We start from the raw sequence: 24,924 nt of genomic DNA on the forward strand, positions 1-24,924 counted from the left end.
GATGGATCAACTAATCATAACACCAAAGACCAAAATTTATGATTTACTGGAGGCCTATCCTGACCTGGAGGAAACTCTTATTCAGGCAGCACCCCAGTTCAGAAAAATGAAGAATCCACTGTTGAGAAGAACCATTGCGCGCGTTACTTCCCTCAGCCAGGCAGCCATCATCGGAGGAGTAAAAGTGGAAGAATTAATTAACACCCTGCGTTTGGCGGCCGGCCAACAATTACAGGACCACTATGGAGGAGAGGAAACTAACTATAATTTTGAAACACCGAAATGGTTTTCCGCAAATGCAGTGCGTGCGGCCATCGATATCAGCGAAATGCTTAATGCCGGTGAACAGCCGGTCCACGAGGTCCTATCTGCGTTGAAAAAGATGAAAGACGGGGAGATCCTGGAAATCCAGGCGCCTTTCATTCCCGCACCACTCATCGATAAAGCCATTGGACTGGGATACGATTATTGGATCATGGAGGCAGCCTCAGATCAATTTACCGTATATTTTCTAAAATAACCTGAACATGCCGGAGTTTAGCGGGAGCAGGGACCTTCGCTTGTCAAAGCTTCTGGAATTGTCAGAGCTTGTTCTGAAAACTGGCCATGCAAAGGACTGTATTCAGATGAATATAAAAGGCGTTTCATATATTTATAAAAGGCCTTTCATATCGTCATGGACCTCCTCTCCCATCAGATACTCCTCCACCGTATCTAAAATCCGGTCATAACTAAACCTCTCATATACAGACTTTTTTGCATTGGAAGCGAAACTATTCCTTAGGCTTTGGTCCTCGATCAACTGAACGACCCTATCTGCCAGATTCCTGATATCAAAAGGTGGAATCAGGTAGCCGTTCTTTCCGTCTTCAATAATCTCTGGATTGCTGCTTACATCGAATGCCACCACCGGCCTGCTGTTAGCCATAGCCTCCACGATCACATATCCGAAGCCCTCCCAGCGGGAAGTAAGTACAAATATATCGATGGCATCCAGAAAGCTCTTCATGTCCTTCATAAAGCCAAGGAACACGATGCTGTCTTCAACTCCTGACAATTTCGCATACTCCCTGAGCTGAGTTTCCAGCCGGCCCTCTCCGGCAATTAATATTTTAAACTTCTTCTGGCGCTTTTTCAGCTCAACGGCCAGATCTATCAGGTATTCCTGTGCTTTCTGCTTCACCAGCCGCCCGGCATTCCCCAGAATCACTTCTCCATCCACGCGACGATAACAGGGATTTTGCTGCCCGGTCTCAAACTGATCGAACCTGAGTCCATTATATATGACCCTGATCCTGACCGGATCAATCATTCCGGGATTATTTTTAAGAAGAGTTCTTTTGGTTTCATGGGAATTCGCAAGAATCTCATCCAGAACCCTTCGAAACAAAAATCTGTTGAACATACTATTTCTGATGGGTATGGCACTTCCCCTCCGGTAGATGATCCTTTTAACTCCGGCAATTTTTGCTGCCAGTCCGGCAACTTTCATATCCGCCGATAGATTCATAATAATCAGCCTGACTTTTTCCCGCTTTAAAATTCCGGCGATCTTCAGAACTTTAACTGGATTCAGAAAACTCAAATTAGCGACACGAATCCCGTAAGCAGGAATTCCGGCTTCTGCCACCCTTCTTCTCAATTCTCCCCTGGAATTAGTAAAAACAAGAATGGGTTGGCCCCTTTTATAAAGCCCGCTGGAAAAATCGAAATGCCACTTCTCTCCGCCACCCCAGGCCGGAGTACTGTTAAAAAAGCATATAGTTTGTGTTTGCCTTTCTTTCTGCTCCTGATGAAGAATCCGGAGTTTGACATATTTCAGGAAGACAGCATGGGCCGAATTCACACTTATCTGCAATCCGTAATATCCATCAAGAATTCCAAGTCTTAACAGGTAATCCTTGAGAAAACGCGACATAGGGCGGACCAGAATATCCCAGAACCTGGACCGCTTTCCCTGCTGAAAATATGAATTTGCCGCTATGGTCGAAAAAGCATTGATCTGGCTGATATGTTCACTTAGATTGTAATAGGAGTAATGCAAAATTTCGCCCTTCAAATGCTTTTTAGTGGCCCCTTTATCCAGAATAAACTTGTCGTGCGGATTGACGCCCCCCCATGATCCCTTTCTCGAATCCCATAAGCGGAGTTTAGGGCTCGGATACCAGCTGGTATGACGAATCCATTTCCCGCAATAATTGGTCAGACGATTGAAATAGTATCCATCATACACCCAGTCCTTTTTAACGGCGGCAATCGACCTGGCAAGAGCTTCCGACAAACATTCATCTGCATCGAGGGATAAAATGTAGGGGGAAGAGGCCTGCTGAATGGCCCAGTTCTTCTGTTCGATGTGACCATGAAAAATATGCTGGATAAAAACCGCGCCAAAGGACTTACAAATCTCCCCGGTCCGGTCGCTTGAATAACTGTCAACCACAACAATCTCATCTGCCAGATCCTTTAGGGACTCCAGGCAGCGCCCGATGTTTTTCTCCTCGTTGTGGGAAATAATGACCGCTGATAATTGAACTTCCATAGTCTGTTATGTAAATATATCCATTTAATGGAAGGCATCCACCATCCCCGGAAGTATTCTTCAACCATTTCTTTCATATATAGAAGGCCTTTTATATATTTGTGAAAGGACTTTCATAACTTCCCCAGCATGTCGAGTATTATTACAAAAATGAGCTATCTGGCCGGCGTAACCCGATTCAGGCGCATCAGTGAGAAACTATATGTGGATGGAGATAAAATCTACAGGGCGGCCGGAATTGAGTTTAAAGCCAGCTGGTTTCCGGTATACTTTGTACTGGCTCTGACCGAAAACCCGGTAACGGTCATGCAGATTGCCGATCAGATTGATTTCTCTCATATCACGGTTAAAAATGTAATCAGGGAGCTGGAGAAGCAGGAATATGTCGAGATCATCTCAAATCCCGCCGATGGACGATCAAAACTGATTTCCCTGTCCAAAAAAGGACAAAAGCTGATTTACAGGCTAAAACCCATCTGGATGTCGATTTCGATTACTTTGAAAAAAGTATTTCAAACCGGCCACCCGGATTTTATGAATATTCTGAATCGCATAGATTCCCAGATTGAGAAAAATCCCCTTCACCTTCTTGTTGCTCAGACCGAATCAGATACGATTACTGTAATCGATTACAAACCGGGGCTGGAAAGGCATTTTCATGAGCTGGCGGGGCCCTGGCTAAGCGGCGAAGTGAACAGCCAACTGGAGGAAAAAGAAGGAATTACCCTTCAATCTCCAGATCCATCCTGTTTTCTGGAGGGTGGTTTTCTTTTCTTTGCCAGGTATAAGGGGCAGATAGTGGGCTTTGTGGCCCTGAAGAGGCTGGACAACGAAAGATTTGAATTTGCCAGGCTCTATACCAATCCCGTATTCAATAACCTGGAGATTGATCTGAAACTGATTGAGCGTTGTATCTGCCGGTGTATGGAAAACGAAGCCAGAGAGCTCTGGCACCAGACCATCCTCGATATACCAGAGGCACATATTCTCTTCCATAAGCTGGGTTTTATCGAGAAAGAAGCGCCTCCCGGTATGCAGCTATCGGATCAGACTGGAAAAGTTATCTGTCTGGAATTTTAACTTTGCCCTCATGATTCTAATTGACTTACCCTATGCTTCCGATTATCTTTTAGAGATAATCAAAGAGAACAATTACCCTGTGGTTTTCACAGAGGTGGCCAAAAAGTTAGTGCAGGACGATTCCATATCCTGGGTACCTGAAGAACAGGCTGCCCGGTATATCCGGGAAAATCCTGACACCCCCCTCTATACAAATTCGGAAAATGCCCTGACATGGATTTCCGATCATCTCCCCGACTCCTCAATCACCAAACAGGCTGATTTGTTCAAGGATAAATTTAAATTCAGGGAGTTGATCCGGGCATCCCATCCTGATTTTCACTTCAGAATGATAAAACTGAAAGACATTCCGGACCTTCATCCGGAGGAACTATCCTTTCCCTTTGTTATTAAGCCTTCTGTTGGATTCTTCAGTATAGGAGTTTATGTGGTGAAAAGCATGGATCAGTGGGCCGTGGTGCAAGGGGAGCTGAACCCTGAAAAATTAAAATCCATTTACCCCCCCAGGGTACTGGATACCTCCGTTTTCATTATCGAAGAGTATATAGAAGGTGAGGAGTTTGCCATCGATTGCTATTTCAATCAGCAGGGGAAGGCCGTCATTTTAAATATTCTGCATCACCAGTTTTCTTCCGGTGCCGACACCAGTGACCGGGTGTACACCACCTCCCTGGAAATTGTGTTGAAGAATAAAACCCGGTTTGAAAATTTCCTTCAGTCCATCGGCAACCAGTCCGGATTAAAAAACTTTCCCGCTCACGTTGAGGTACGCATAAACAATAAAGGGCTTATCATACCTATTGAGATCAATCCTTTAAGGTTCGGAGGGTGGTGTACCACGGCGGATCTTCTGGGAATTGCCACCGGTATCAGTCCCTATGAACTGTATTTTCGGAACGAACAACCCGATTGGGCCGGGATCTTTAAAGGCAGGGAAACTAAAAAATACAGCATAATTGTCCTGAACAACAACTCTGGTTATCCTCCTGAGGTGATTGATCACTTCAATTTTGACCTCCTCCGAAATGATTTCGAGAACCCTTTACTGGTCAGAGAATTTGATGCAAACAAATATTCCGTATTTGGCTTTGTTTTCGCTGAAACAAGCCTGGAAAATGACAAAGAAGTAAACAATATCCTTGTTTCAGACCTGAGAAAATATATAACTCTGAAATAGCCTACTCCACCACAGAACTCCTGCTGCCCCTGCCCCGGGAATCAAATGATCGTAACATAATCCTTCCTGAAACTTCGACCGGCCCTGTATAAGCGGGCGAATCGCTTCCCGGCTCTGTTCCGTCGTTCGTATAACGAATTGTCAGCCCGGGAAAATCGATGTTCGCATGAAGCATGCCCTCCTGAATCACCGCTCCGGGAGGAGGAAGCCTGTAGGAGAAACCTCCAAAGAGATAATCGAGCCGGGGCATTTCGCGCTGACCCACCAGGTTGGCAAAGCGGTTCCAGTCTTTGTCCATGGCGCCGATACGTTGCTCCATATCCCCGATCTGTCCCCAGCTAGCCTGGCCCACCCAGGCCCGCTCCGCAAATCCGATCAGTTTGGGCAGATAATAATACTCTGCCATAGTACCTCCTTTGACTGTTTCGCTCCAAAGTTCAGCCTGAAGTCCCAGGATCTGCTTATAAGCATCCGGCCTCAGACTCTCCATTCCAACAAAATCTGTTTCGGGATCGTAGGGATTGCCCCACTTATCTTCCAGCGTGCATTTAAAAACATCATAAGGGATAAAATCAAAGGAGCTGCGCGTATTGACAAAACCACCCCAGTAAAGTCCCCGGTCGGCCGGATGGTGCGTGTAGGCCAAATCAAAATAGAAGTTGTTTACATTGCACAGGATTACTGGAAATCCGGCGTTTGCCAGCCGGTTACCCAGATCCAGGTTTTCATAAATACTGTTCCATACATAGGGAAGCATATCTGATCCCACAAACTCAGGATTGGGTATCCAGTCCCCTTCCTCGTTTTTCTTCATCACAATTTCTTCCCATCCGGCCATAAGCAGACTCTTTTTCTGAAGGATCTCATAGAGCCGGCTGCCGTAATAAGACTGCAGGTTCTCAAAACTACCGATTTCGGGATGCTCCTCCAGAAAAGCACGGCAAATGGGTGAACCTTTCCAGACCCCGGCGGCAACTTCATCTCCCCCGGTATGTAAAGTCTTCAGAGTAAGCCCTGCCTCCGCATACATGTCGATCACCTCGTCGACCACCTTTTCAAACAAACGGTAGGGTCCTTCGGTGCAGACGCAGATCACATTGTCATGGAAGTTTTGCGCCGAGTTGTACACCGAAGCATCATTGGGGTCGATGAGGCGATAATACTCTGCTTCTTCCCCTTTACCCTCCTTAATCAAACGCTCATACCTGGCTTCCATCGCATAGATGGCGGCCCGGGCATGACCCGGAAAGTTGATTTCCGGAATCACCTCTATGTGATGTGCCCCGGCAAACTTCAGCAGTTCTATGAAGGTTTCGCGCGACAGATATCCGCTCCCGTGGTTGTTTTCCGGATCCGGATCCGGCCCTGATCCGTAAGCCGGGATCAGATGGTCTTTCTCATCCAGAGTATGTCCGCGATGCCCTCCCAGCCCGGTGAGTTCGGGCAGGGACGGAATCTCCAGCCTCCAGCCTTCATCATCAGTCAGGTGCAAATGCAGGGTATTCAGTTTATAAAAAGCCATAAGCCTGATCAGCTTCCGGATGGCTTCCGGTTCTATGAAATTTCTGGCAATATCCAGATGAAACCCCCTGTATGCAAAGGCCGGACGGTCTGAAATAAACAGGGATTCTATCTCCAGGGAAGAGACTGGATTTGCCCATGCTTCCGGGGGCAATACCGACAGGAGGCTCTGAATGCCATAAAAAACTCCCGAAGGATCGCTTCCGCTTATGGAAATACCCTCTTCCGGATTTGCCTTTATTTGGTAGGCTTCCTCCCCATTGATCCGTTTATCCCGGATCAGGCTAATCTTACCCGGGCCTCCCTCTCCGGATTCCATGGTTTTCAGAGCCGAACCAAATAACTGTTTTAACATATCTGACAGATAGTCTGCTTCGACCTTAAGTCCCGGCTGGTAAGTAATAAGCATTTCTCTGTCCAGGACCAAAGGCTCACCGGTGTATAACTCCTGTACCGGAGAGGGAATAAGCTTCCCGATCTCCCCCGCCTTAAGCAATGAGGTGGAGCCGGTTTGTTCATATACCCAGGCAGCATCGGGGAGTACAATACCCATTTCCTTGGTATATATTTTTTCCAGGGAAGGAAAGGGAAGCACGGTGTAATCGCTGATGGAAACAGCTTCGCCTGCCACATTCTCCGGATCTCCTAATACCATATAGGGGTGGAGAGGAGCTTCAGACTCCAGAAGCAGGGCACCCGGTTTTTGATAGGCAATTTCTACCGAAGCTCCAGGTTCCAGGCTAAATCCTTCCTTCGGAACCATCCGCAGCAGATCTCCGTTGATATGTTCAATAGCCACGTTGCCGGTCACGGACTCATCTATTACACCCTGGCCCTGCTGGTTGAAATAAAGGGTCCAGTCCTGATCGCCCAGGGTTTTCCCGCTTTGATTCTCGAGGATAAACGCGGCACTGTAATATTCCCAGGCAGCATGATTCCCTCTGAATTCCCAACTCAGGGCCACCGCGCTGTTGTTATCTGAATGACTTGACTTCATTTGCTTACATGATAAGAAGAATATGGGAAGGATAAGAAATAGAAATGCTCTTTTCATGGGGATGTGGTTTTTATTCTTCAATTCTTTGTAGATTAGTGTCTCAACAAAACTACAAAATCCTCCAACAAAAGTAAGTATGTCCGACACAACTGCCCCTGTAAAATCAAATCGGCTTGTCTCCCTGGATGCCCTCCGGGGTTTTACCATTGCAGCCATGGTGATTGTCAACGATCCCGGTAGCTGGGACCATGTATACCGGCCTCTGTTACATGCCGAATGGAACGGGTGTACCCTCACCGATCTGATCTTTCCTTTCTTCCTCTTCATTGTGGGTGTATCCATTGCCCTGGCCTATTCCAAGCGCCAGGAGGCCGGTTCACCCAAGAAAAGTCTTTATAGAAAAATTGTGATCCGCTCGGTAAACATCTACCTGCTGGGGCTCTTTCTCTGGCTTTTCCCCCAGTTTGATTTCGGAAATATAAGATGGGTTGGCGTACTTCCGCGAATTGCCTTTGTGTTCCTGGCCTGCGCCCTTCTATTCCTCAACACCAACTGGAAACAACAGATAAAAATAGCGGTCGTCATTCTGCTGGTATACTGGATCTGGGTGGCCTATATTCCCGTGCCTGGAATCGGAAAACCCGATTTATCGGTAGCCGGAAAAAACTGGGCCAATCACCTGGATACCCTCTTGCTTCCGGGGGTCATGTGGCAAAAGACATGGGACCCCGAAGGAATTTTAAGTACTTTCCCTGCCATTGTTTCCGGGATGATCGGCATGCTGATCGGGAAACTCTACCTGACCGTAAGGGATGAAAACAAACGTCTGGTCTGGCTCTATTTTATTGGCTTCTCCATGTTCCTGGCAGGAGGACTCTGGAACTGGTTCTTTCCCATCAACAAAAACATCTGGACCAGCTCCTACGTGCTATATACTTCCGGACTAGGAACTCTGGGGCTGGCCACCTGCATCCTGGTGGTCGACATGTGGGGGTATAAAAAATGGACTTTCCTGGGGAGGGTTTATGGAGCCAACGCCATCACATCCTATGTGCTGGCAGGAATGCTGACCCTGTTATTCTACCAGCTGAAAATCGGGGGAGCCTCCTTCAACGACTCCTTCATGAGTGGAATGACCCAAATTGGATTCGATCCCAGATTGGCTTCCATGCTCTATGCAGTGATTTATATGTTGATCATCTTTATACCTGCCCTGATCCTGTACAGGAAAAAGATATTTATCAAGGTTTGATCTGACAGCCCTGTTTCAATCATACGATCTGAGTACCCTTCAATGGGCCCTGCTGGCTACCTGCGGATTGCTGATCGGCATGTCCAAAACGGGACTGTCGGGAGTGGGACTGATGGTGGTGCCCATCCTGGCCAATGCATTCGGAGGCCGCCCCTCGGTTGGCCTGTTATTGCCCATCCTGATCTTTGCCGATGTGTTTGCCGTTACCTGGTACAACCGCCATGCCCGGTGGAAACATATTTTGCGCCTGCTGCCCTGGGCCCTGGCAGGGATATTGCTGGCAACCCTGATTGGGAAGTCCATTTCCGATCTGACATTCAACCGCCTTCTGGCAGCCCTGGTGATCGGGGGAATCGGAATCCTCCTATGGAGAGATCAAAGGTCAGACAAACTGCGAATACCTGAATCCAGATGGTTTGCGGGCAGTCTGGGACTGCTGGGCGGTTTTTCAACCATGATCGGCAATGCGGCAGGCCCTGTTATGGCCCTGTACCTCCTCTCCATGCGCCTGCCCAAAAATAGTTTCATTGGCACCGGTGCGTGGTTTTTTTTTATTGTAAATGTGACCAAAGTTCCCCTGCATATCTGGTCGTGGAAGACCATCACCCTGCACTCCTTCTTACTGGATGTGTTTATGATACCCACCATTGCAAGCGGAGCCTTCCTGGGAATCTGGCTGGTACGGTTGTTACCTGAAAAGATCTACAGGATTATTGTGATTGCCACCACCCTGCTCTCTGCGCTGCTTCTTATCTAAACCTTTTTCGGACGATTCCTGGTCCATATTTATCTTTTTTTCGGATGATACACCAAGAAGCTCATTTACTGTCTCTAACATCACTTTTTGTGAGAACGGTTTCTCCAGGATCCTGGAAGCTCCAAAAATCTTGGCAGTACCCAAATAATTATCCGCGGATATTTTGCCCCCTCCCGACATAGCAATAATTTTGAGATCGGGTTGCATCCTCTTCATTTCTCTGATGGTTTCGAGGCCCTCCTTCTCAGGCATGATAATATCGGTGATCACCAGGTCAGCCGGAATTCGTTTGAAAAGCTCCAGACCATTATTTCCATTGGATGCAAGATCGACGGTATAACCAGCTCTTTCAAGCATTTTTTTTATCATCAGTAAAACGTGATGATCATCGTCTATGATCAGGATTTTAGGCATTATGAAGCTTTTTTATGGTTTTGATGGAGTACTTTTCCTATTAATTCACTGAATTCGCTTAAGATAAGAGGCTTAGTAATAATATTTGCGATCCCGTACTGTTTCATGGCACTGGCCGGAATCGAATCCTGGTAGCCCGTAATGATAATAGCTTTCAGGTCGGCCCTGATCTCCTTTAACCTCCCAATCAATTCTGTACCTAATATTTTGGGCATGGCCTGATCGGTCACCAGGAGGTCATACTTATAGGGATTCTTGCTGAAAGCTTTAAGCGCTTCCTGGCTATCGCTCTTTATATCAACGGTATACCCCAGACTCTCAAGCATTCGTTTCCCCATAAAAGTGATTTCTTTTTCATCATCAACAAACAGAATGCTTCCTTTCCCCTTTTTCAGTCCCTGAATTTGATCCTTCTCCTCTTCAAGCTTTTCCGAGTGTTGAGGAAGATATATGGTAAAAGTGGTTCCTATCCCTGGTTCGCTGTCAACACTAATGGTTCCATGGTAATTGTTCACGATCCCATGTACCACCGATAATCCCAGTCCGGAGCCGGAACCCACTTCCTTTTTAGTGAAGAAGGGCTCAAAAATACGTTCCATGGTCCTCTTGTCCATGCCATGTCCGGTATCTGAAATGATAAGCCGCAGATACGTTCCTTTCGGTATCTTGGCAGAATCATGGACCGTCCACGCACCCACAATTTGTTTATCCAGTGTGATTGTCAAAAGGCCTCCTTTGCCCATCATGGCATGATAGGCATTGGTACATAAGTTCATTATTATTTGGTGCATCTGGGTCGAGTCGGCCATTACAGTTCCGCACTCCGTATCCAGATCCTGACGGATTTCTATGTTGGAAGGAAAGGAAGCCCTGATCAGTTTCAGAACTTCGGTGATCACCACGTCAAGACGCAGTGGTTTCTTATCAAAATCGACCTGCCGGCTGAACGTCAGAATTTGTTGAACCAGGTCTTTCCCCCTTATCGCGGCACTGTTAATTTGTTCAATATCATAACGGAGCAGGCTGTCATCGGACAGCTCCTCCAGGGCCATTTCTGTATAGCCCATTATGGGGGTCAGAATATTGTTGAAATCATGGGCAATTCCCCCCGCCAGAGTTCCAATGGTTTCCATCTTTTGAAGTTGTACCAGCTGACCCTCCAGTTTGGTTTTCTCCTTTTCATGCCTTTTTCGGATCTCTATTTCTTTTTTCAGATCTTTATTTGCCAGAGCGATTTGCCTGGTCCTTTCCTGAACACGCTTTTCCAGAGCATTGTTGGCAGTCTGTACTTTTTCTTGCTCCTTTTGCAACAGGATCCTCATATAAAAGTCCCGCCGCGCCGACTGCTCCATGAAATAGCTGATGAACATCCCGATCACATTGGCACTAATAAAGAAGAAATTATTATTAATCAATATTTCAATAGGTGTATCAGAGATCCAGATGGCCGCCACCTCATAGGTGGCCACAATGGACCACCCCACAACCGTTGCATATATAAATCGCGCCCTGATAAAGGTATAACCAATAATAAAGATCAGGAAAAGTCCGGCATAGTATGTGTAATTGCCGGCTATGTTGGCTGCGAATATGGTCATTACAATGATGGCAAGACCGGTCACATAAATAATTCCGGCCAGGACTGGCTGCATGTACTTCTTGAAGACACCGGAAAAGGAGAAGATAATAACCACGGTAAGCAGGGGGGAAATAATCCCAAATCGGATGATCCAGAACATATTCTTTAGTTCCGGGAGCAAAAGTACATCCAGAAAAGCAAAGATGCCGAAGAAGAAAAGAGAGAGGAGCAATGAGAAGCGCATGGGATTCAAGGACCGGTAGAAATAGTCTTCCCTGAAAGCCTTTTCATACTGATGTATCTCCCCGGAAAAAGCCAGCGTCAGGCGATTCAGTTTCCAGTCATCCTGGACGGAAGTAGGCATCCCAAACAGATTCCCTTTGAATATGTTCTTAAAATATACCAAATTATGCTGCTTTAATCCTAAGAAAAAGGTTCACTCCCAACTCTTCCATATCCACCTCCACCTGTTCTTCCCTGGCCTCTGCTTCCAGGGCCATGCGAACCAGGTCATTCTTGGACCGGTGTACCAGGTACCAGTCAGACAATACTTCCATCAATCGCCTGGTGGGATTGCTGTGTGAGAAATTCCCGATAATAAACTCCCCGCCCGGGATTAGGAACTTATAGTACTTGTTGATCATATACACAAAATGTTTGTCTTTAAAATAATCAAACAAGCCCGCACTCCAGATCAGATTGTACCACTGGTAAGGTTTGAATCTGAGCACATTGATTTTAAAATACTCAATGGATGCTTTAAATTCCCGGTTCTGCTTTTTGGCAAAATCTATGGCATTCTGATCAAAATCGATCAAATCAAATTTTATTTTGCTGTCTGGATGCTTTCTGAGGTACTCATTCACATCGGTCGCCGGTCCCGATCCCAGGATCAGAATGCGCTTCAACTCCCGATCCTGATTCTCCACCTCAGCACAACGCTTAAGGAAATAATCTTTCCTGTTCCGAACTGCATGGGCTCCTGCCTGGTCCTGGAAAAACCGGTCCCAGTTTGTATATCTTCTATCCGGATTTACATATAATCTGTAGATATTATGGATAATGGTAAAATCACCCGGATATCCGAAGGGCTTGACAAACCCGTGACCGATCAGAGTGTTTTCATTCAGAGATTCTTTTATGGCTTCTCTGAAGTGATCCAGTTCCTGATCCTCCAGATTATTGACTATGGCCGTGAATTCAGCGTATTCCGTGGGCTCGGGTCCACCCTTTTCAACAAGTTTGCCAAGAAATCCGCAGTCTTCGTTAGAGAGTTGCTTCAATGTTACTGCAGGGTGCGTTGGTTTCATGCAATATATGGATTATAAAATGGTTACCAGGCTTGTTGTAAGCTGAGGATAAACAGGTGGTTTTTATGTTTCTTAAAAAACTGTTAAGAGTTGAATTCCTTAAGACTATACGTTTCTGTCCGGCAAAGTGTTTCATAATAGAACCCGAAAGCATATTAGAATCTGTTTAAATAAGTGTTCCATGTACATCTTTCTTGAATCTCAGAACAAAAATCACTTATTTTACCTCTCTGATTATGAGACTAAAAAGAAAAAGAGCCGGCAGAATAATTTTCCTGTCCGGAATGTTAATGGCAGTCCTGCTCATCTTCCTGGGAAACAAAGCAGTAGTAAAAACTTCCACCAATGAGTATTGCGCCTCCTGTCATGTTCATCCCCATTCGACCGAAAGCTGGAAACGTTCGACCCACTATGACAACCCTCGTGGTATCCAGGTGCAATGTGTAGATTGTCACCTCCCTTCGCATGGGGAAGTCTATTTATTTGAAAAAGCAAGAACAGGCATCCGCGATGTATGGGCCAACTGGTTTAAGGATTCTGCAAGCTTTAACTGGGAGGCCAAATCACAAATTGACCATGCCAGGGGCCATACCTTTGAATCTTCCTGTATCCATTGTCACCAGAATAACTATCCATTGGGACTGACCAGGGAGGGCCGTGAAGCACATCTCTACTATGAAAGACAGGCCGGTGAATTGCATTGTATCAACTGCCATATTACGGTAGGGCACTATGACCCCGACAGGCTTCATGCACAAAATACCGATTTCGGTATCATCGAAACGGCATCCACGGAACTTTATACGGAACCCGGAGTGATCCATGGCTTTAATAATTTTACGGAATATATACCAGGATCGGCTGTCAGCTTTGAAATGATAGCCATTCCTGGCGGGACATTCACCATGGGGAGCCCGGAGGATGAACCTTTCAGAATGCAGGACGAAGGGCCTGCCAGGGAGGTGAAAGTCAGTCCCTTCTTCATGGCCAAAATTGAGGTTTCCTGGGATGAATACCTGGCGTTCTTTAAGCAAACCGGGGCACAGGGAAAATCCACGGATACCTACCAGAGCATTGATCAGGGAGGCATTGACGGAATTTCAGGACCCACTCCTCCCTATGGGGCTCCTGACCAGGGCTGGGGCAAAGGAAAAATGCCGGCCATGTCAATGACCCATCATGCTGCAGAAGTCTATTGCCAGTGGCTCACAGAAATCACCGGAAAAACCTACCGGCTGCCCACCGAAGCAGAATGGGAATATGCAGCACGCGGCGGGACCAACATGCCCTATTTCTTTGAAGGCGATCCCAGACGCTATGTGGACAAAGGGATCAGAAATAAATTGTTCGGGGTAGATACAAGCGTAATCAACAGCTACATCATCTATGATGAAAATAGCGGATCCAGATCAGCAGCTCCGGATGCTGTCCGGGAAAATCCCTTTGGGCTGGTCAACATGCTGGGGAATGTGTTGGAGTTCTGCTCTGATTGGTATGCCGAAGACACTTACTCACAAAACAGGGAGGGGATCCTGGAAAATCCCACCGGACCGGATTCAGGAGAGGAATATGTGGTCAGAGGCGGGTCTTACAGGGATGGAGCTGAACATGTTCGAAGTGCGTCCAGGGACTTTACCAAATCCCTTGCCTGGATGAAGACCGATCCTCAGATGCCTAAAAGCGTCTGGTGGTACTCAGATTGTTTTCACGTGGGATTCAGGGTAGTGTGTGAGTATGAAGAGACTTCGGCCGATTAATATGAAATAATAGTCAACAATACCAAAACCTTACTAAACTATCTTATATCAAAATGAAAGCAAACAAACCAAGCAGCAGACGCAGATTTTTAGAAAATACTGCGTTGGGTGCCATCGGTGTGATTGGCGCCAGTCACGTGATTCAAGCCTGTGCTCCCGGAGAAACAAGCCTTGAAGTAGTAGAACCCTCTTTTCTGAAAACTGCCGTGGACGGGCAGCCGCTGAGGGCAGGCGTGGTTGGTTGTGGCGGACGAGGATCCGGTGCAGCCATGGATTTTCTGAACGCAGGACCAAACCTGAGTATTGTCGCCCTTGCGGATGTTTTTCAGGACAGGATCGACGACCTCAGAAAAAAACTGAAAGACCAAAAAGAAGTCGAACTGGAAGATGCCAACTGTTTTGTAGGATTTGATGCCTTCAAAAGGCTTCTTGAAGTGGACCTGGATTATGTCATTTTAGCGACCCCTCCTTTTTTCCGTCCTGAGCATTTCCAGGCTTGTGTAGAAGCAAGAAAGCATGTTTTTATGGAAAAGCCGGTGGCTGTTGACCCGGTAGGTGCACGTGCTGTGATGGCTGCCTCCAAGCAAGCTGAGGCAGCTGGCCTGTGTGTGGTTACCGGCACGCAGCGGCGTCACCAGTGGTCATATAACAATGTGAAAGCCCGCATCGATGCCGGGATGATCGGTGACATTACTTCCACCAATGTGTACTGGAATCAAAACAAGCTCTGGCACAAAGAGCAGCAAGCGGGATGGACCGAAATGGAATTTATGCTGCGCGACTGGGTGAACTGGACCTGGCTTTCAGGCGACCATATCGTGGAGCAGCATGTACACAACATCGATGTAAGCAACTGGTTCGTAGGCAAACATCCCCTTGAAGCAGTAAGCATGGGCTCCAGGTTAAGAAGGCCAACCGGAGACTGCTACGATAACTTCGCCGTGGACTTTGTGTATGATAAGAGTATTCACATGAATTCCATGTGCCGGCAAATTAACGATTGTGCCAATAGCGTCAGTGAGTATATCAGGGGAACCAAAGGATACTCGGTGACAGACAACCATAAGATCTTCGACCTCTATGATCTGGATGGTAATGTGCTGTACAAATGGGAAACCCCGGTAGATGCGGCTGGTGAATCTGTCGAAAACAGCCCCTATGTTCAGGAGCACATCGACCTGGTTACTGCCATCCGTGAAGGAAAACAGATCGTTGAAGCTGAAGAGACAGCTATCTCTGTTCTGACAGCCATCATGGGTCGCGAGTCGGCCTATACGGGAAAAAAGGTTACCTGGGAAGACATGATGGGATCCGACGTGGTCCTGGGACCCAAGGGTGAGCTTAGCCTGGGCCCGGTTGATATGGAAAAGATCATCCCCATAGCAGGCAGCGCTCCGGAATAAGCTTTACAGCTCTTCGCCATTCCCTGGCACACAATAAGAAACCGGGTTGCCCCTGATGGAGCAATCCGGTTTTTCTGAAGATAAGCCGCTTGTCGGAGAATATCCCAAGGGCTTAAAACTGATCTACTTTGGCATAGGCTTCAATCACTGCCAATTCGCCCTCCTTTCCTGGAATGGAATTGCCATGCTCCATACCCATAATGCCAGTAAAACCTTTATTATGAATATGTTTAAATACATTCAGGTAGTTTATTTCACCGGTGGTTGGCTCTTTTCTTCCCGGATTGTCACCCATCTGGAAATAAGCAATTTCATCCCAGGCCAGATCGATATTTGGGATCAGGTTCCCTTCATGGATCTGCATATGATAAAGGTCATCCAGGATTTTGCAGGAGGGACTGCCCACCGCTTTGCAAACCAGGTAGCTTTGTGAAATCTTGTTCAGGAACAGACCGGGATGGTCCCTGAAATTCAAGGGCTCCAGGACCATGGTCAGGCCATGGGGCTCCAGAATGTCACAGGCACGCCTCAGTGCATTAACCACATTGGCGGTCTGATAATCGCTGTCTTTCCCGAGATCCACAAATCCGGGAACCACGGTCATCCATTTAGCATTGACTCGTTTGGCCACATCCACCGATTCCCTGATCTCCTTCAGGAAGAGGTCCAGTTTCTCTTCATTACCGCTGGTGAGGCTGGGTTCAGTCCAGAAGATGGTGTGGGCCACAAATACCCCCATCTCCATGCCCAGGCTGGCCATCTTGCCGGCGATTTTCTCCTGGGTGGCTATCTCCCTGCCTTTCATTCCATTGTCCTCCATAGCGGTAAACCCTGCGTCGGCCATAAATTGGAGCTGGTCGAGAAGGTCCTCTCCGGCCGAATGCCTGAACATACCGAAATGGGGGGCATACTTTAGTTTAAACGAATGCTTGCCATCGGCAGGTGATGTTGGTGAAACTGCCGAAGCATGCGCTATTCCACCACTTACCAGGGCGCCGGTGGCTGCTGCACTACTTTTGAGAAAAGATCTGCGTTGCATAGGATGTGCTTTATAAAGTTGAAAGAAAAAACGAAGATCTTAAATGTAACAAAATATTTCTTTGGATTAGCTTAGAGAGAGAACCAGAAATTCAGTTTAAACATAAAAACGTTATTTCCCTTCATTCCCCGGAGATCTCCCATTATATCCGATACCGGATGATAGTCTCCTTCCCATCCCGAACGATCGTGCGCCCATACCGTAAAAAACTGAAATCAAGCTTACTAAAGCTCCCGGGACTGCCATAATACTGGATGGAAAATTCAGGGTTGAGAAAAGGGTAAAACCCAAAAGCAAAGCAGGAACCTGTTTCATATGGCGGAGTGACTTACAAAAATAACAGAATTAAATTCAGTCAGGACACCAGCAGATAATCCTTCCCTTCGGTATATCCCCTGAGTTCCAGGAAGGCCTGTATCTTTTCCCGGTTATCCATTTGCCTGATGTATGTGAGAATAAATCCCGATCCCGCTTCGGGCAGGTCTTCATAATACAGAAGCTTCCTGTCCAGCTGGCGGCTCTTTTTTGTATCAATATAGGTGTCAATCCGAATACCCTTCGCCTCCAGGATCCTGGCCCTCCGTCGAGAGATTCTGCTGGCCCCCCACACCCACACGGCTGGGTGATAGGGATTGTGTTCCGAAAGCCATTTGGCCAGGTAATGACTCTTGATTTCAAAAAAAGCCCTGTCGCTGTAGATGGGATGGGTCCTGGTCAGCCTACCCGGCGAATCGTTCCAGTCGAGGACCACTTCGGGTACTTTGCCAATCCTGACTCCCTGGTGAAGCCATCGAAGCCACATCTCGTAATCCTCCGGGAAGTCACCAGACCTGTAAAGTCCATGTCGTCCTGAAGTTTCCCTTCGCCACATGGCGGTGGGATTTACAATGGGAGCTTCAATGAAGCGTCTGTTAAATATCTCTTCATAGGTGATGACCGAATTACTCCATTCCACAAACCTTCTGAATCCACCGGTAGTAAGCGGATCTCCCCGGTGGGTCACCAGTCCGCCCACAGCTCCGTAGTCCTTATGGGAATCGAGAAATTCCGATTGCACCCTGAGCCTGCAGGGCCGGGCCAGATCATCTGCATCCATGCGGGCCAGATAGGTACCCCGGGCCACTTCACATCCTGTATTGGATGCAAACATAACTCCCTGCCGGGTTTCATCAACCAGTCTGAATCTTAAATCCCTCTGCTCCCATTCGACTGCTATATCCCTGCCTGTATCCCTCGAATTGTTGTTCACCATGACACATTCCCAATCGTTGAACTCTTGATCTGCAATGCTTTGAAGAGCATCAGAAAGAGTCCTTTCAGCATTAAAAAAAGGAAGTACTACAGATATTTTTGGTGCAACGCCGGGCATTTCTCCTGTTTGATCTACACAAAGATAAGGATGTCTGCAGATCAGATGAACAGGAATTACTCTTCAGGACCCATCCTGCGTAATCTTTTTATCTCACCCCGGATCTTTTTGCTTCGGATCCTCTTCTCCATACCGGACCGGGACGGTTGAGTGGGCCTGCGCTTCTTTACCGGAACCAGGCTTGCATGTACCAGGTTTATAAATCTCTCTGTAACATCTGCTTTGTTCCGGAATTGTGATCTGTATTTTTCTGAGACCAGGATCAATACCCCCTCCCTGGTGATTCGCTTAGCCAGACGGGCGACTACTACCTTGATCTGTGCCTCATTCAAACAGGCCGATTCATACGGGCACCACCTCAGTTCTACCCGTGATTCCGTTTTATTTACATGTTGCCCTCCCGGGCCGGACGACCGGCTGCTTCTGTACTGAACTTCTCCGGCTAAACAGTCTCTCATATCATAACTTTTGATCTTATGGCCTCGAATTCAGGTCCATGACTCTTAAGTGAAAAGTTCGATCAGCTCTTTTTCCGAAAGAGATTTCAAAGGATTATTGGAAGTGACAAAGGTCTCCGCCAGTTCCCGTTTCCGCTCCTGCAAACGCTGTATCTTTTCCTCAATGGAATCGTTTGAGATAAAACGGTATACAAATACTCTGCTCTCCCGACCAATCCGGTGTGCCCGGCTCAAAGCCTGCATTTCCGCCGCCGGGTTCCACCAGGGATCAAGAATAAAGACATAATCTGCTGCGGTCAGGTTAAGGCCTACTCCGCCTGCCCTTAAGGAAATCAGGAAAACCGAACAATCGCTGTTGGCCTGAAAATCTTTTACTGCCGTCTCCCGCTGTCGCTGGTTTCTTGAACCGGTCAGGTATGCATATCCGATTCCATCCTCCTCAAAACGAGTTCTGAACAGATCGAGATGTTTGACAAATGAGGAAAAAACCAGCACTTTATGTCCCTCTGAAATCACGCTCTCTATATTCCGGTAAACCTCTGTAAACTTCCCGGATTCCTCACCGGTGAACTCCTCCACCAGGTCGGGGTGGTTAGCGATCTGACGAAGACGCGTCAGCGCCTGAAGAACTATCATGGATGATTTTTCTACTCCCAGCTCCTCGAAATTCTCCAGTATGGCATTGCGTACCTGGGATTTTTCCTCCTCATAAAGCCTGTGTTGCGATTCGGTCATATTCACATACCGGATCTGTTCATACAAAGGGGGCAGTTCCCGGGCAACCTCATCTTTTGTCCGCCGGAGAATAAAAGGATGAATCAGCTCCTTGAGCTTTTCCTCCCTGGACTCATCACCCTTCTTTTCAATGGGTTGAACAAATGTGCGTTTGAAAAAACTGAGGGTCCCCAGTAAGCCGGGATTTACAAAATTAATCTGCGACCACAGGTCGGTTAATGAGTTCTCAATGGGCGTACCGGTCAGGACCAGTTTATAATCTGACTGCAAAGAAGCCATGGCATGATAAAGCTTAGAGGAGGGATTCTTGATCATCTGGCTCTCATCCAGGATAATATAGTGAAACCTGAAAGTTGACAGATTCGCACTATCCTGGCGCACCGTATGGTAGGTGGAAAGGACTAGGTCATAGTAGGAGAAATTGGATAGTTCACGGTTACGCTGTGCCCCTGCATGCGAAAGTATTTTTAAACCGGGAGCAAACCTCCTGCACTCCCTGGCCCAGTTATGAATGAGGGAGGCTGGAACAACAATCAGAGAGGTAAGCTTCTTTGCGGGTTGACTGAATAGTGAAAGCTGTCCCCTGGCAGATATCGATGCAGTATCCTTATCCGTTTCCCCTGATTCAGAACCAAGTTCCCTGGATCGCAACAAAATGGCAATTGCCTGCAGGGTTTTCCCCAGTCCCATATCATCAGCCAGGCAGCCTCCAAAATCATTTTGTTGCAGGTGGCACAACCACCTGAATCCCTCCAGCTGATAGTCTCTGAGGGTGGCGTCCAGGCCAGCGGGGACAGCTGTTTCCGGGAGGGACTCCAGACTTTTTAAAGCTTCGAGTTTCGCCAGGGTTTCGGCATGAAACCCGCGAACCGAATTGTCCACCATGGAGAAGTGCTGCTTATGAATCCGGATCCCGTCCCCGGCCGATTTCCCAAATTCAAACATGGAAAGGTAACGGGCAAACCACTCTTCAGGCAGCACAAAGATGCTGTTGCCGGGTAAGAGAAACTCCCTGTTTCCCTCCAGGATGTGATTCTTTAACTGGATAAAAGGGATTTCCAGATCACCCAGCCTGATCTGCCCATATATATCAAACCAATCATTCTTTTCCCTGGAATCAATGTTCAGTTCGATCTTTCCCAGATAATATTCACGATCCAGTCTCTGTTTGATCTCTATGCCGGAAGCGGCTAAGGCGGATCCATTTTCATTAATGAAATTAATCGCTGAATATATATCACTTACATGATCTTTATTAAACTTATGATTTAAATAGAAATTACATTCATCACTGGATCGAAGTCCCACTTCATTCAGCAGGTCTACCATCTCCAGTTCCCATTCAAAATCCCGTTCAAATTTCTCAAATGCATGCCCGCTGGCCTCACCCAGGTAATTGACAAAGCGCCTCAGGGGACTTTCACGTGTAATCCTGTATTTCTGATAGTACAGGCTAAGGATCCATACCGGCCGCTTAGAGATCCCCACTTCCAGGCATAAGACAGCCCGAGGGAAAGGGGAAATGGTCCTCACTTCAAATCCTTCATTCAGAGTGTGATAATCCCGGAGTGTATTCCGCACAAAAGATCCAAAATACTTCCCCTCCGACTGAAGTGGAACCAGGACCCGCTCTTTGGTCATAAATGGTTTTAGCTTCTTACTGTCGATATCATTGACAAAGTAAAGAGTATCGCCCAGGATGATGGTGCATGGATCATTGGTAACAAGCTCCAGGGGGACATCCTTCAGGATCAGCTGATGCTCACCATGAATCAGCGACAAGGCATAGGAGAGTTGGTTCCGGTAGCTGAAACTAAAAACGGGAACAGCAGGCATGCGCTCCAGTTTAAGAAAATCTTCCGGAAATACATTCCGGGTGCTTTTCTCTTTAACAAAAACCGGAATGCGGTTGTCCCTGGCAATCTGCAGAATGGCGAAAAGCTTCTTCTCTATATAGGGCCTGATATGAGTTCTAATAAGCTCACGATCCACCTGATCCTGAAACTGTTTCACTGTCTTTTGCCTGGAGAAAACCCGATGCAGATTCCGATCACTGTATTCATCTACCAGCTGAAGCACTTCCCGCTGCATGGGACTCAGGCGTTGATACGCCATGGTCGAAGGATCATTTTGGATGTATTCCCCCGGAATGTGAAATTCTCGGCCCGGTTCCTTCTCCAGTACCTGTGCCAGTAAAATCCTTCCCCATAAACGGTGAGGCATATAGCCCAAGGCAAATCGAATCTCCCTCATTTCTGAAACTTTTGCCGCTTGTCTCCCAGTTTAAAATCCGACTCCGTCCCGTCACTCCAGACAGTAATCATTAGAAAATCGCCCCGTTTCATTTGATTCACCTGATCTTCTCCATCCTCTTTTGCCCCTTCAGATATGGCACTTCTGGCGGCTTCTCTGGCCAGTTTCGGAGGAACATGAACCAGGTAAAGATAAGCCATATCCAGACCCTGTTCCCCCTGAATAAGCAATTGTCCCAGGGTAGATTCCACATTCATCAGAGGAATGATAATCATGGAATCCATGAGGGTAAAACTATTCCTGACAGTCGCAAACCTGACATTATTCAGATCCTTGCTGTCCAGAAATTTTCCGGCTGCCTGCAGAGGCGTAAAATTAATCAGAGCGCCATCTCGTACCCGGACATTAAAAGCAGCTGTTGTATTGGGGACATCTACATTCAGTTCCGGAGTGATAAAGATCTCTGCCAATCCCCTGGCATCCACAATGCCGTTAAAATGGTCATTCAGTGCCAGAATGGTGTCTCCCGATTGCAGTTCCAGATTCAGATCACCAATGTCGATGTCCTCCAGAACAAATTCAGCACTGATGTAGTACTTATCCGGGTCGGATAAATTGAGTTGCCCGTTAACCTCAAGAGTGCCTTTCCCTTCAGGAGAACTAACCAGCTGGTCCAGGTAAAAAATCTTCTCTTTGCTAGTCCTGAATCTTCCATTTATTCCGGAAACCTTGTGTTTGTCATAGCGGATTTCGCCGATATCCACCCCAAAATCGATATTGGGATAAGCTATCTCATTAAGTCTAAAGGGGACCATTTGCTCCACGGTATCTTTTTCTTCTGTCTCCCCTTCTTCAAGAGGCTGCCCGTAAGCAAGCAGGTGGTTAAAATCGAGCAAATCCGAATATAGTTCAATATTCCCGTGAATGTTTTCCATCAGGGTATCCGCAAAATTCACAATATTTGCAGACAGGCCGATATTATTCTCACCCACACTGCCCTGAAAATTTTCGATCAGCAGGGTGTCTCCCTCCCTTTCAATCCGGATAAGGAAATCCCTGAACTTGCTTGGATAGTAACGGAATCCCCAGCCCAGATTCACGATATCCAGTTTAAAATCCATAGCCACACTATCGTAAACCAAGCCTGCAGCAGAAGCTTCCAGGCTGCCAGTCAGATATAAATCCTCCAGGTGCTCAGAACTGTAGGTCTCCGGAAGAAGAAATTCGTCATGAATCGTAAAGAGGTCCTCCGCCCTTAGCTGACCGGAAGAAAGATTAAAGTCCAGAGACACCATCCCTCCCGAATCGGCCCGGGCCAGAGCCTGATAGTTGGCCAAGTTCGCTGACAATTCCATGGAGCTCTGCCCGATGGTGGCCCGCAGATGGTGAAGAGCTATCGTATCAGAGCTAAGGGTTAATGCAACATTCACATCTGAAATCTTTGCCATCAGAGGAAGTGATACTCCGGAACTATCCAGGAAAATCTTCACGACAGGAAGTGAATCCATGGCTAAATAATCATCCAGTTCATCCTTCCCGATCTGCACCTTAGCTTCTATATACAAATCTTTGATCTCCTCTCCCAACATATTTGTAACCGCAGTATCCCCCAGCAGAGTTTCCGGCCTGAGCAGTGCCGAAGAAAGGGTGATACCCGCCCTTATATCTCTTTCATAATCGAGAAGATAAAGCAGAACATTCTCCGAGGTAAGTCCAACATTCAGCTGATTCCCGTTAAATTCCCAAGACACACTCTCTGCCTCAATGATGCTGTCGTGCATAGCCAGGGCGCCCGAAAGATTCCTGATACTATCTCTGCGGATACTACCGTGATTCATCACAAAGGAGACCTCTTCAAAGCCGGCAGTCAGGGTACCATCATCATTTAGAAAACTCCCGGTCTCCCGGTTAACAGTCCCACTAACCTGACCCTGAAGGCTAAGGGTTCCCGACAGCATACTTAAATAATCTCCCTGGAACATCTCCTCCAGGCCTTCCAGGTTAGCCGCGCAGTCTACTTCAATATTCAGTTCAGGTGATTTGACATTACTCGCTGTTATATTAGCATTAATAAATCCTTCCGGGAAATAGGCCACAAAATCCTGTAGCTCCAGATAAGCATCGCTTAGATCACTTCTTCTTCCATTGGTGGCAAACATATGGAATGAAATACCCGTCACATCTCTGTTCAGTGCTCTGATTCTGAAGCCCAGGTCTTCCGCATTTCCATTCACACGTATTACCGGCAATTCATCTCCCCCAAATCCTCCCTGAACGGTACCGTTCATATGAATACTTCCGTCCCCTATCTGTTCGATCTCCCTCAAATCAAGGATTCCTCTGAAAAGGTAGTTCAACAGTTCCAGACCTTCGTTGGCAGCCGTGTATGCAAAATCGATTCGTGGATGTTCTCCAAAGTTAAGATTCCCCCAGGTCTCAAATTCCAGTCCGGAAACACTCAGACTACTGGGCTGAACCTCCAGGGTATGCATTCCGGGATTCATAGCTATGCTGCCCTTCAGCAAAACATTTTTATCAATTTTACCATTGATAACTTGATACTTAACACTATCTATATCTATATCTACTTCAAGTCCGGCATTAAGCTGCCCTGAAAGGTAACTGAAACTGCTCTCGAAGCGGTTTACCAGCAGACTAACATGCTGGTCCTTCAGCCGGTCATCCATAATTGCACGGACATTTATAAGCTCAATCTTATCGAGCTCGATGGCCAGAGGAGTCTCTTTTTCAGCAGTGTCTTTCTCTGTTTCTACTCCGAACCTGATCCCAAGTGCATGCTCCAGGTTGCTGACCGAATCTTCATTTATCTGCATAAAGACAATGCCATCTTTGAATCTGGCTTCAGATACCATGATCCCGCCTTTGATGAGTTCTACCAGATCAAGCGTAACTCCTATCTCGTTCAGGGCAATGATGGGCTCCTGACCGGGACTGTCTCCCTTTACTTCCTTTTCAAAGTATTTTACCTCCCGCAGCTGCAGCGAGATATCCGGAAACTTCAGGAAAGGGATCAGGTTCATCCGGCCCATCCGGACCTCACCCGGCTGCTGCTCATTCAGGTAGCTTACTGCCTTGTTCAGGAAGAAGTTCCGTCCCAGATAAAATACCAGCGTTGCTAGGATTACCAGGGAGACAATCCCTGCAAGAATCCAGGCAATTATTCTGAAAAATCTGACCTTTCGTCTAGCCACGTTCAAAAATATAATCTATCATGTACCGAAATTAGTAATAAGCCGGTAATACACACGAACCTTTTGCTAAAA

The 24,924-nt window shown here is 47.0% G+C and carries 17 protein-coding genes; 7 read left to right on the forward strand and 10 right to left on the reverse strand.

Annotated features, from left to right (window positions below; genetic code table 11):
* Position 1 precedes the first annotated feature (1 nt).
* Positions 2 to 520, forward strand: a complete 519-nt coding sequence (locus P1P86_00740; protein ID MDF1573703.1) for a DUF1858 domain-containing protein — start codon at positions 2 to 4, stop codon at positions 518 to 520.
* Positions 521 to 652: 132 nt separating this feature from the next.
* Here P1P86_00740 and P1P86_00745 read toward each other — a convergent pair whose 3' ends face one another.
* The gene (locus tag P1P86_00745; protein ID MDF1573704.1) at positions 653 to 2,539 is read right to left on the reverse strand and encodes a glycosyltransferase; all 1,887 of its coding nucleotides are present in this window, start codon (positions 2,537 to 2,539) and stop codon (positions 653 to 655) included.
* A gap of 129 nt (positions 2,540 to 2,668) precedes the next feature.
* On the opposite strand from P1P86_00745, the gene P1P86_00750 reads away from it, so the two are divergent.
* A complete protein-coding gene (locus tag P1P86_00750; GenBank protein MDF1573705.1) occupies positions 2,669 to 3,619 on the forward strand; it encodes a winged helix DNA-binding protein in 951 nt (316 codons plus the stop codon).
* A gap of 10 nt (positions 3,620 to 3,629) precedes the next feature.
* Positions 3,630 to 4,796, forward strand: a complete 1,167-nt coding sequence (locus tag P1P86_00755) for an ATP-grasp domain-containing protein (protein ID MDF1573706.1) — start codon at positions 3,630 to 3,632, stop codon at positions 4,794 to 4,796.
* A 1-nt stretch (position 4,797) separates the two neighbouring features.
* Here P1P86_00755 and P1P86_00760 read toward each other — a convergent pair whose 3' ends face one another.
* Entirely contained in the window at positions 4,798 to 7,371 is a 2,574-nt protein-coding gene (locus P1P86_00760) for a family 20 glycosylhydrolase (protein MDF1573707.1), read from the reverse strand.
* A gap of 79 nt (positions 7,372 to 7,450) precedes the next feature.
* Between P1P86_00760 and P1P86_00765 the strand changes: the two genes are divergently transcribed.
* Together P1P86_00765 and P1P86_00770 are read left to right on the forward strand one after the other, a co-directional pair.
* Positions 7,451 to 8,566: a DUF5009 domain-containing protein gene (locus P1P86_00765; GenBank protein ID MDF1573708.1), complete on the forward strand. Its 1,116-nt coding sequence runs from the start codon at positions 7,451 to 7,453 to the stop codon at positions 8,564 to 8,566.
* Between the two features lie 79 nt (positions 8,567 to 8,645).
* Entirely contained in the window at positions 8,646 to 9,323 is a 678-nt protein-coding gene (locus P1P86_00770; GenBank protein ID MDF1573709.1) for a sulfite exporter TauE/SafE family protein, read from the forward strand.
* On the opposite strand, the gene P1P86_00775 is transcribed toward P1P86_00770, so the two are convergent.
* Genes P1P86_00775 through P1P86_00785 form a run of 3 tightly spaced genes read right to left on the reverse strand, consistent with a single transcriptional unit; the run spans position 9,255 to position 12,626 of the window.
* Positions 9,255 to 9,737, reverse strand: a complete 483-nt coding sequence (locus P1P86_00775) for a response regulator (protein MDF1573710.1) — start codon at positions 9,735 to 9,737, stop codon at positions 9,255 to 9,257. The genes P1P86_00770 and P1P86_00775 overlap by 69 nt on opposite strands.
* Complete coding sequence (locus tag P1P86_00780) at positions 9,737 to 11,722, reverse strand: ATP-binding protein (GenBank protein MDF1573711.1); 1,986 nt, start codon at positions 11,720 to 11,722, stop codon at positions 9,737 to 9,739. Before P1P86_00780 ends, P1P86_00775 begins: the two co-directional genes overlap by 1 nt.
* A gap of 1 nt (position 11,723) precedes the next feature.
* Positions 11,724 to 12,626, reverse strand: a complete 903-nt coding sequence (locus tag P1P86_00785) for a class I SAM-dependent methyltransferase (protein ID MDF1573712.1) — start codon at positions 12,624 to 12,626, stop codon at positions 11,724 to 11,726.
* 236 nt (positions 12,627 to 12,862) lie between these two features.
* On the opposite strand from P1P86_00785, the gene P1P86_00790 reads away from it, so the two are divergent.
* Together P1P86_00790 and P1P86_00795 are read left to right on the forward strand one after the other, a co-directional pair.
* Positions 12,863 to 14,383 carry an SUMF1/EgtB/PvdO family nonheme iron enzyme gene (locus P1P86_00790; protein MDF1573713.1) on the forward strand — a complete coding sequence of 507 codons (1,521 nt, stop codon included), beginning with the start codon at positions 12,863 to 12,865 and terminating at the stop codon, positions 14,381 to 14,383.
* 53 nt (positions 14,384 to 14,436) lie between these two features.
* On the forward strand, positions 14,437 to 15,786 hold the full coding sequence (locus P1P86_00795; GenBank protein MDF1573714.1) for a Gfo/Idh/MocA family oxidoreductase: 1,350 nt from the start codon (positions 14,437 to 14,439) through the stop codon (positions 15,784 to 15,786).
* A 112-nt stretch (positions 15,787 to 15,898) separates the two neighbouring features.
* Here P1P86_00795 and P1P86_00800 read toward each other — a convergent pair whose 3' ends face one another.
* The 5 genes from P1P86_00800 to P1P86_00820 all read right to left on the reverse strand — a co-directional run bounded on the left by P1P86_00800 (position 15,899) and on the right by P1P86_00820 (position 24,852).
* Positions 15,899 to 16,825: a TIM barrel protein gene (locus P1P86_00800; protein MDF1573715.1), complete on the reverse strand. Its 927-nt coding sequence runs from the start codon at positions 16,823 to 16,825 to the stop codon at positions 15,899 to 15,901.
* A gap of 355 nt (positions 16,826 to 17,180) precedes the next feature.
* Positions 17,181 to 18,194: a glycosyltransferase family 2 protein gene (locus tag P1P86_00805; protein ID MDF1573716.1), complete on the reverse strand. Its 1,014-nt coding sequence runs from the start codon at positions 18,192 to 18,194 to the stop codon at positions 17,181 to 17,183.
* Positions 18,195 to 18,250: 56 nt separating this feature from the next.
* Positions 18,251 to 18,652 carry an alternative ribosome rescue aminoacyl-tRNA hydrolase ArfB gene (arfB, locus tag P1P86_00810; GenBank protein MDF1573717.1) on the reverse strand — a complete coding sequence of 134 codons (402 nt, stop codon included), beginning with the start codon at positions 18,650 to 18,652 and terminating at the stop codon, positions 18,251 to 18,253.
* 45 nt (positions 18,653 to 18,697) lie between these two features.
* Positions 18,698 to 21,640 (reverse strand): DEAD/DEAH box helicase, encoded by a 2,943-nt coding sequence (locus P1P86_00815; GenBank protein MDF1573718.1) that lies wholly within the window; start codon positions 21,638 to 21,640, stop codon positions 18,698 to 18,700.
* Complete coding sequence (locus P1P86_00820; GenBank protein MDF1573719.1) at positions 21,637 to 24,852, reverse strand: hypothetical protein; 3,216 nt, start codon at positions 24,850 to 24,852, stop codon at positions 21,637 to 21,639. Before P1P86_00820 ends, P1P86_00815 begins: the two co-directional genes overlap by 4 nt.
* Between the last annotated feature and the right edge of the window lie 72 nt (positions 24,853 to 24,924).

Source organism: Bacteroidales bacterium (assembly GCA_029210725.1).
GTDB lineage: Bacteria > Bacteroidota > Bacteroidia > Bacteroidales.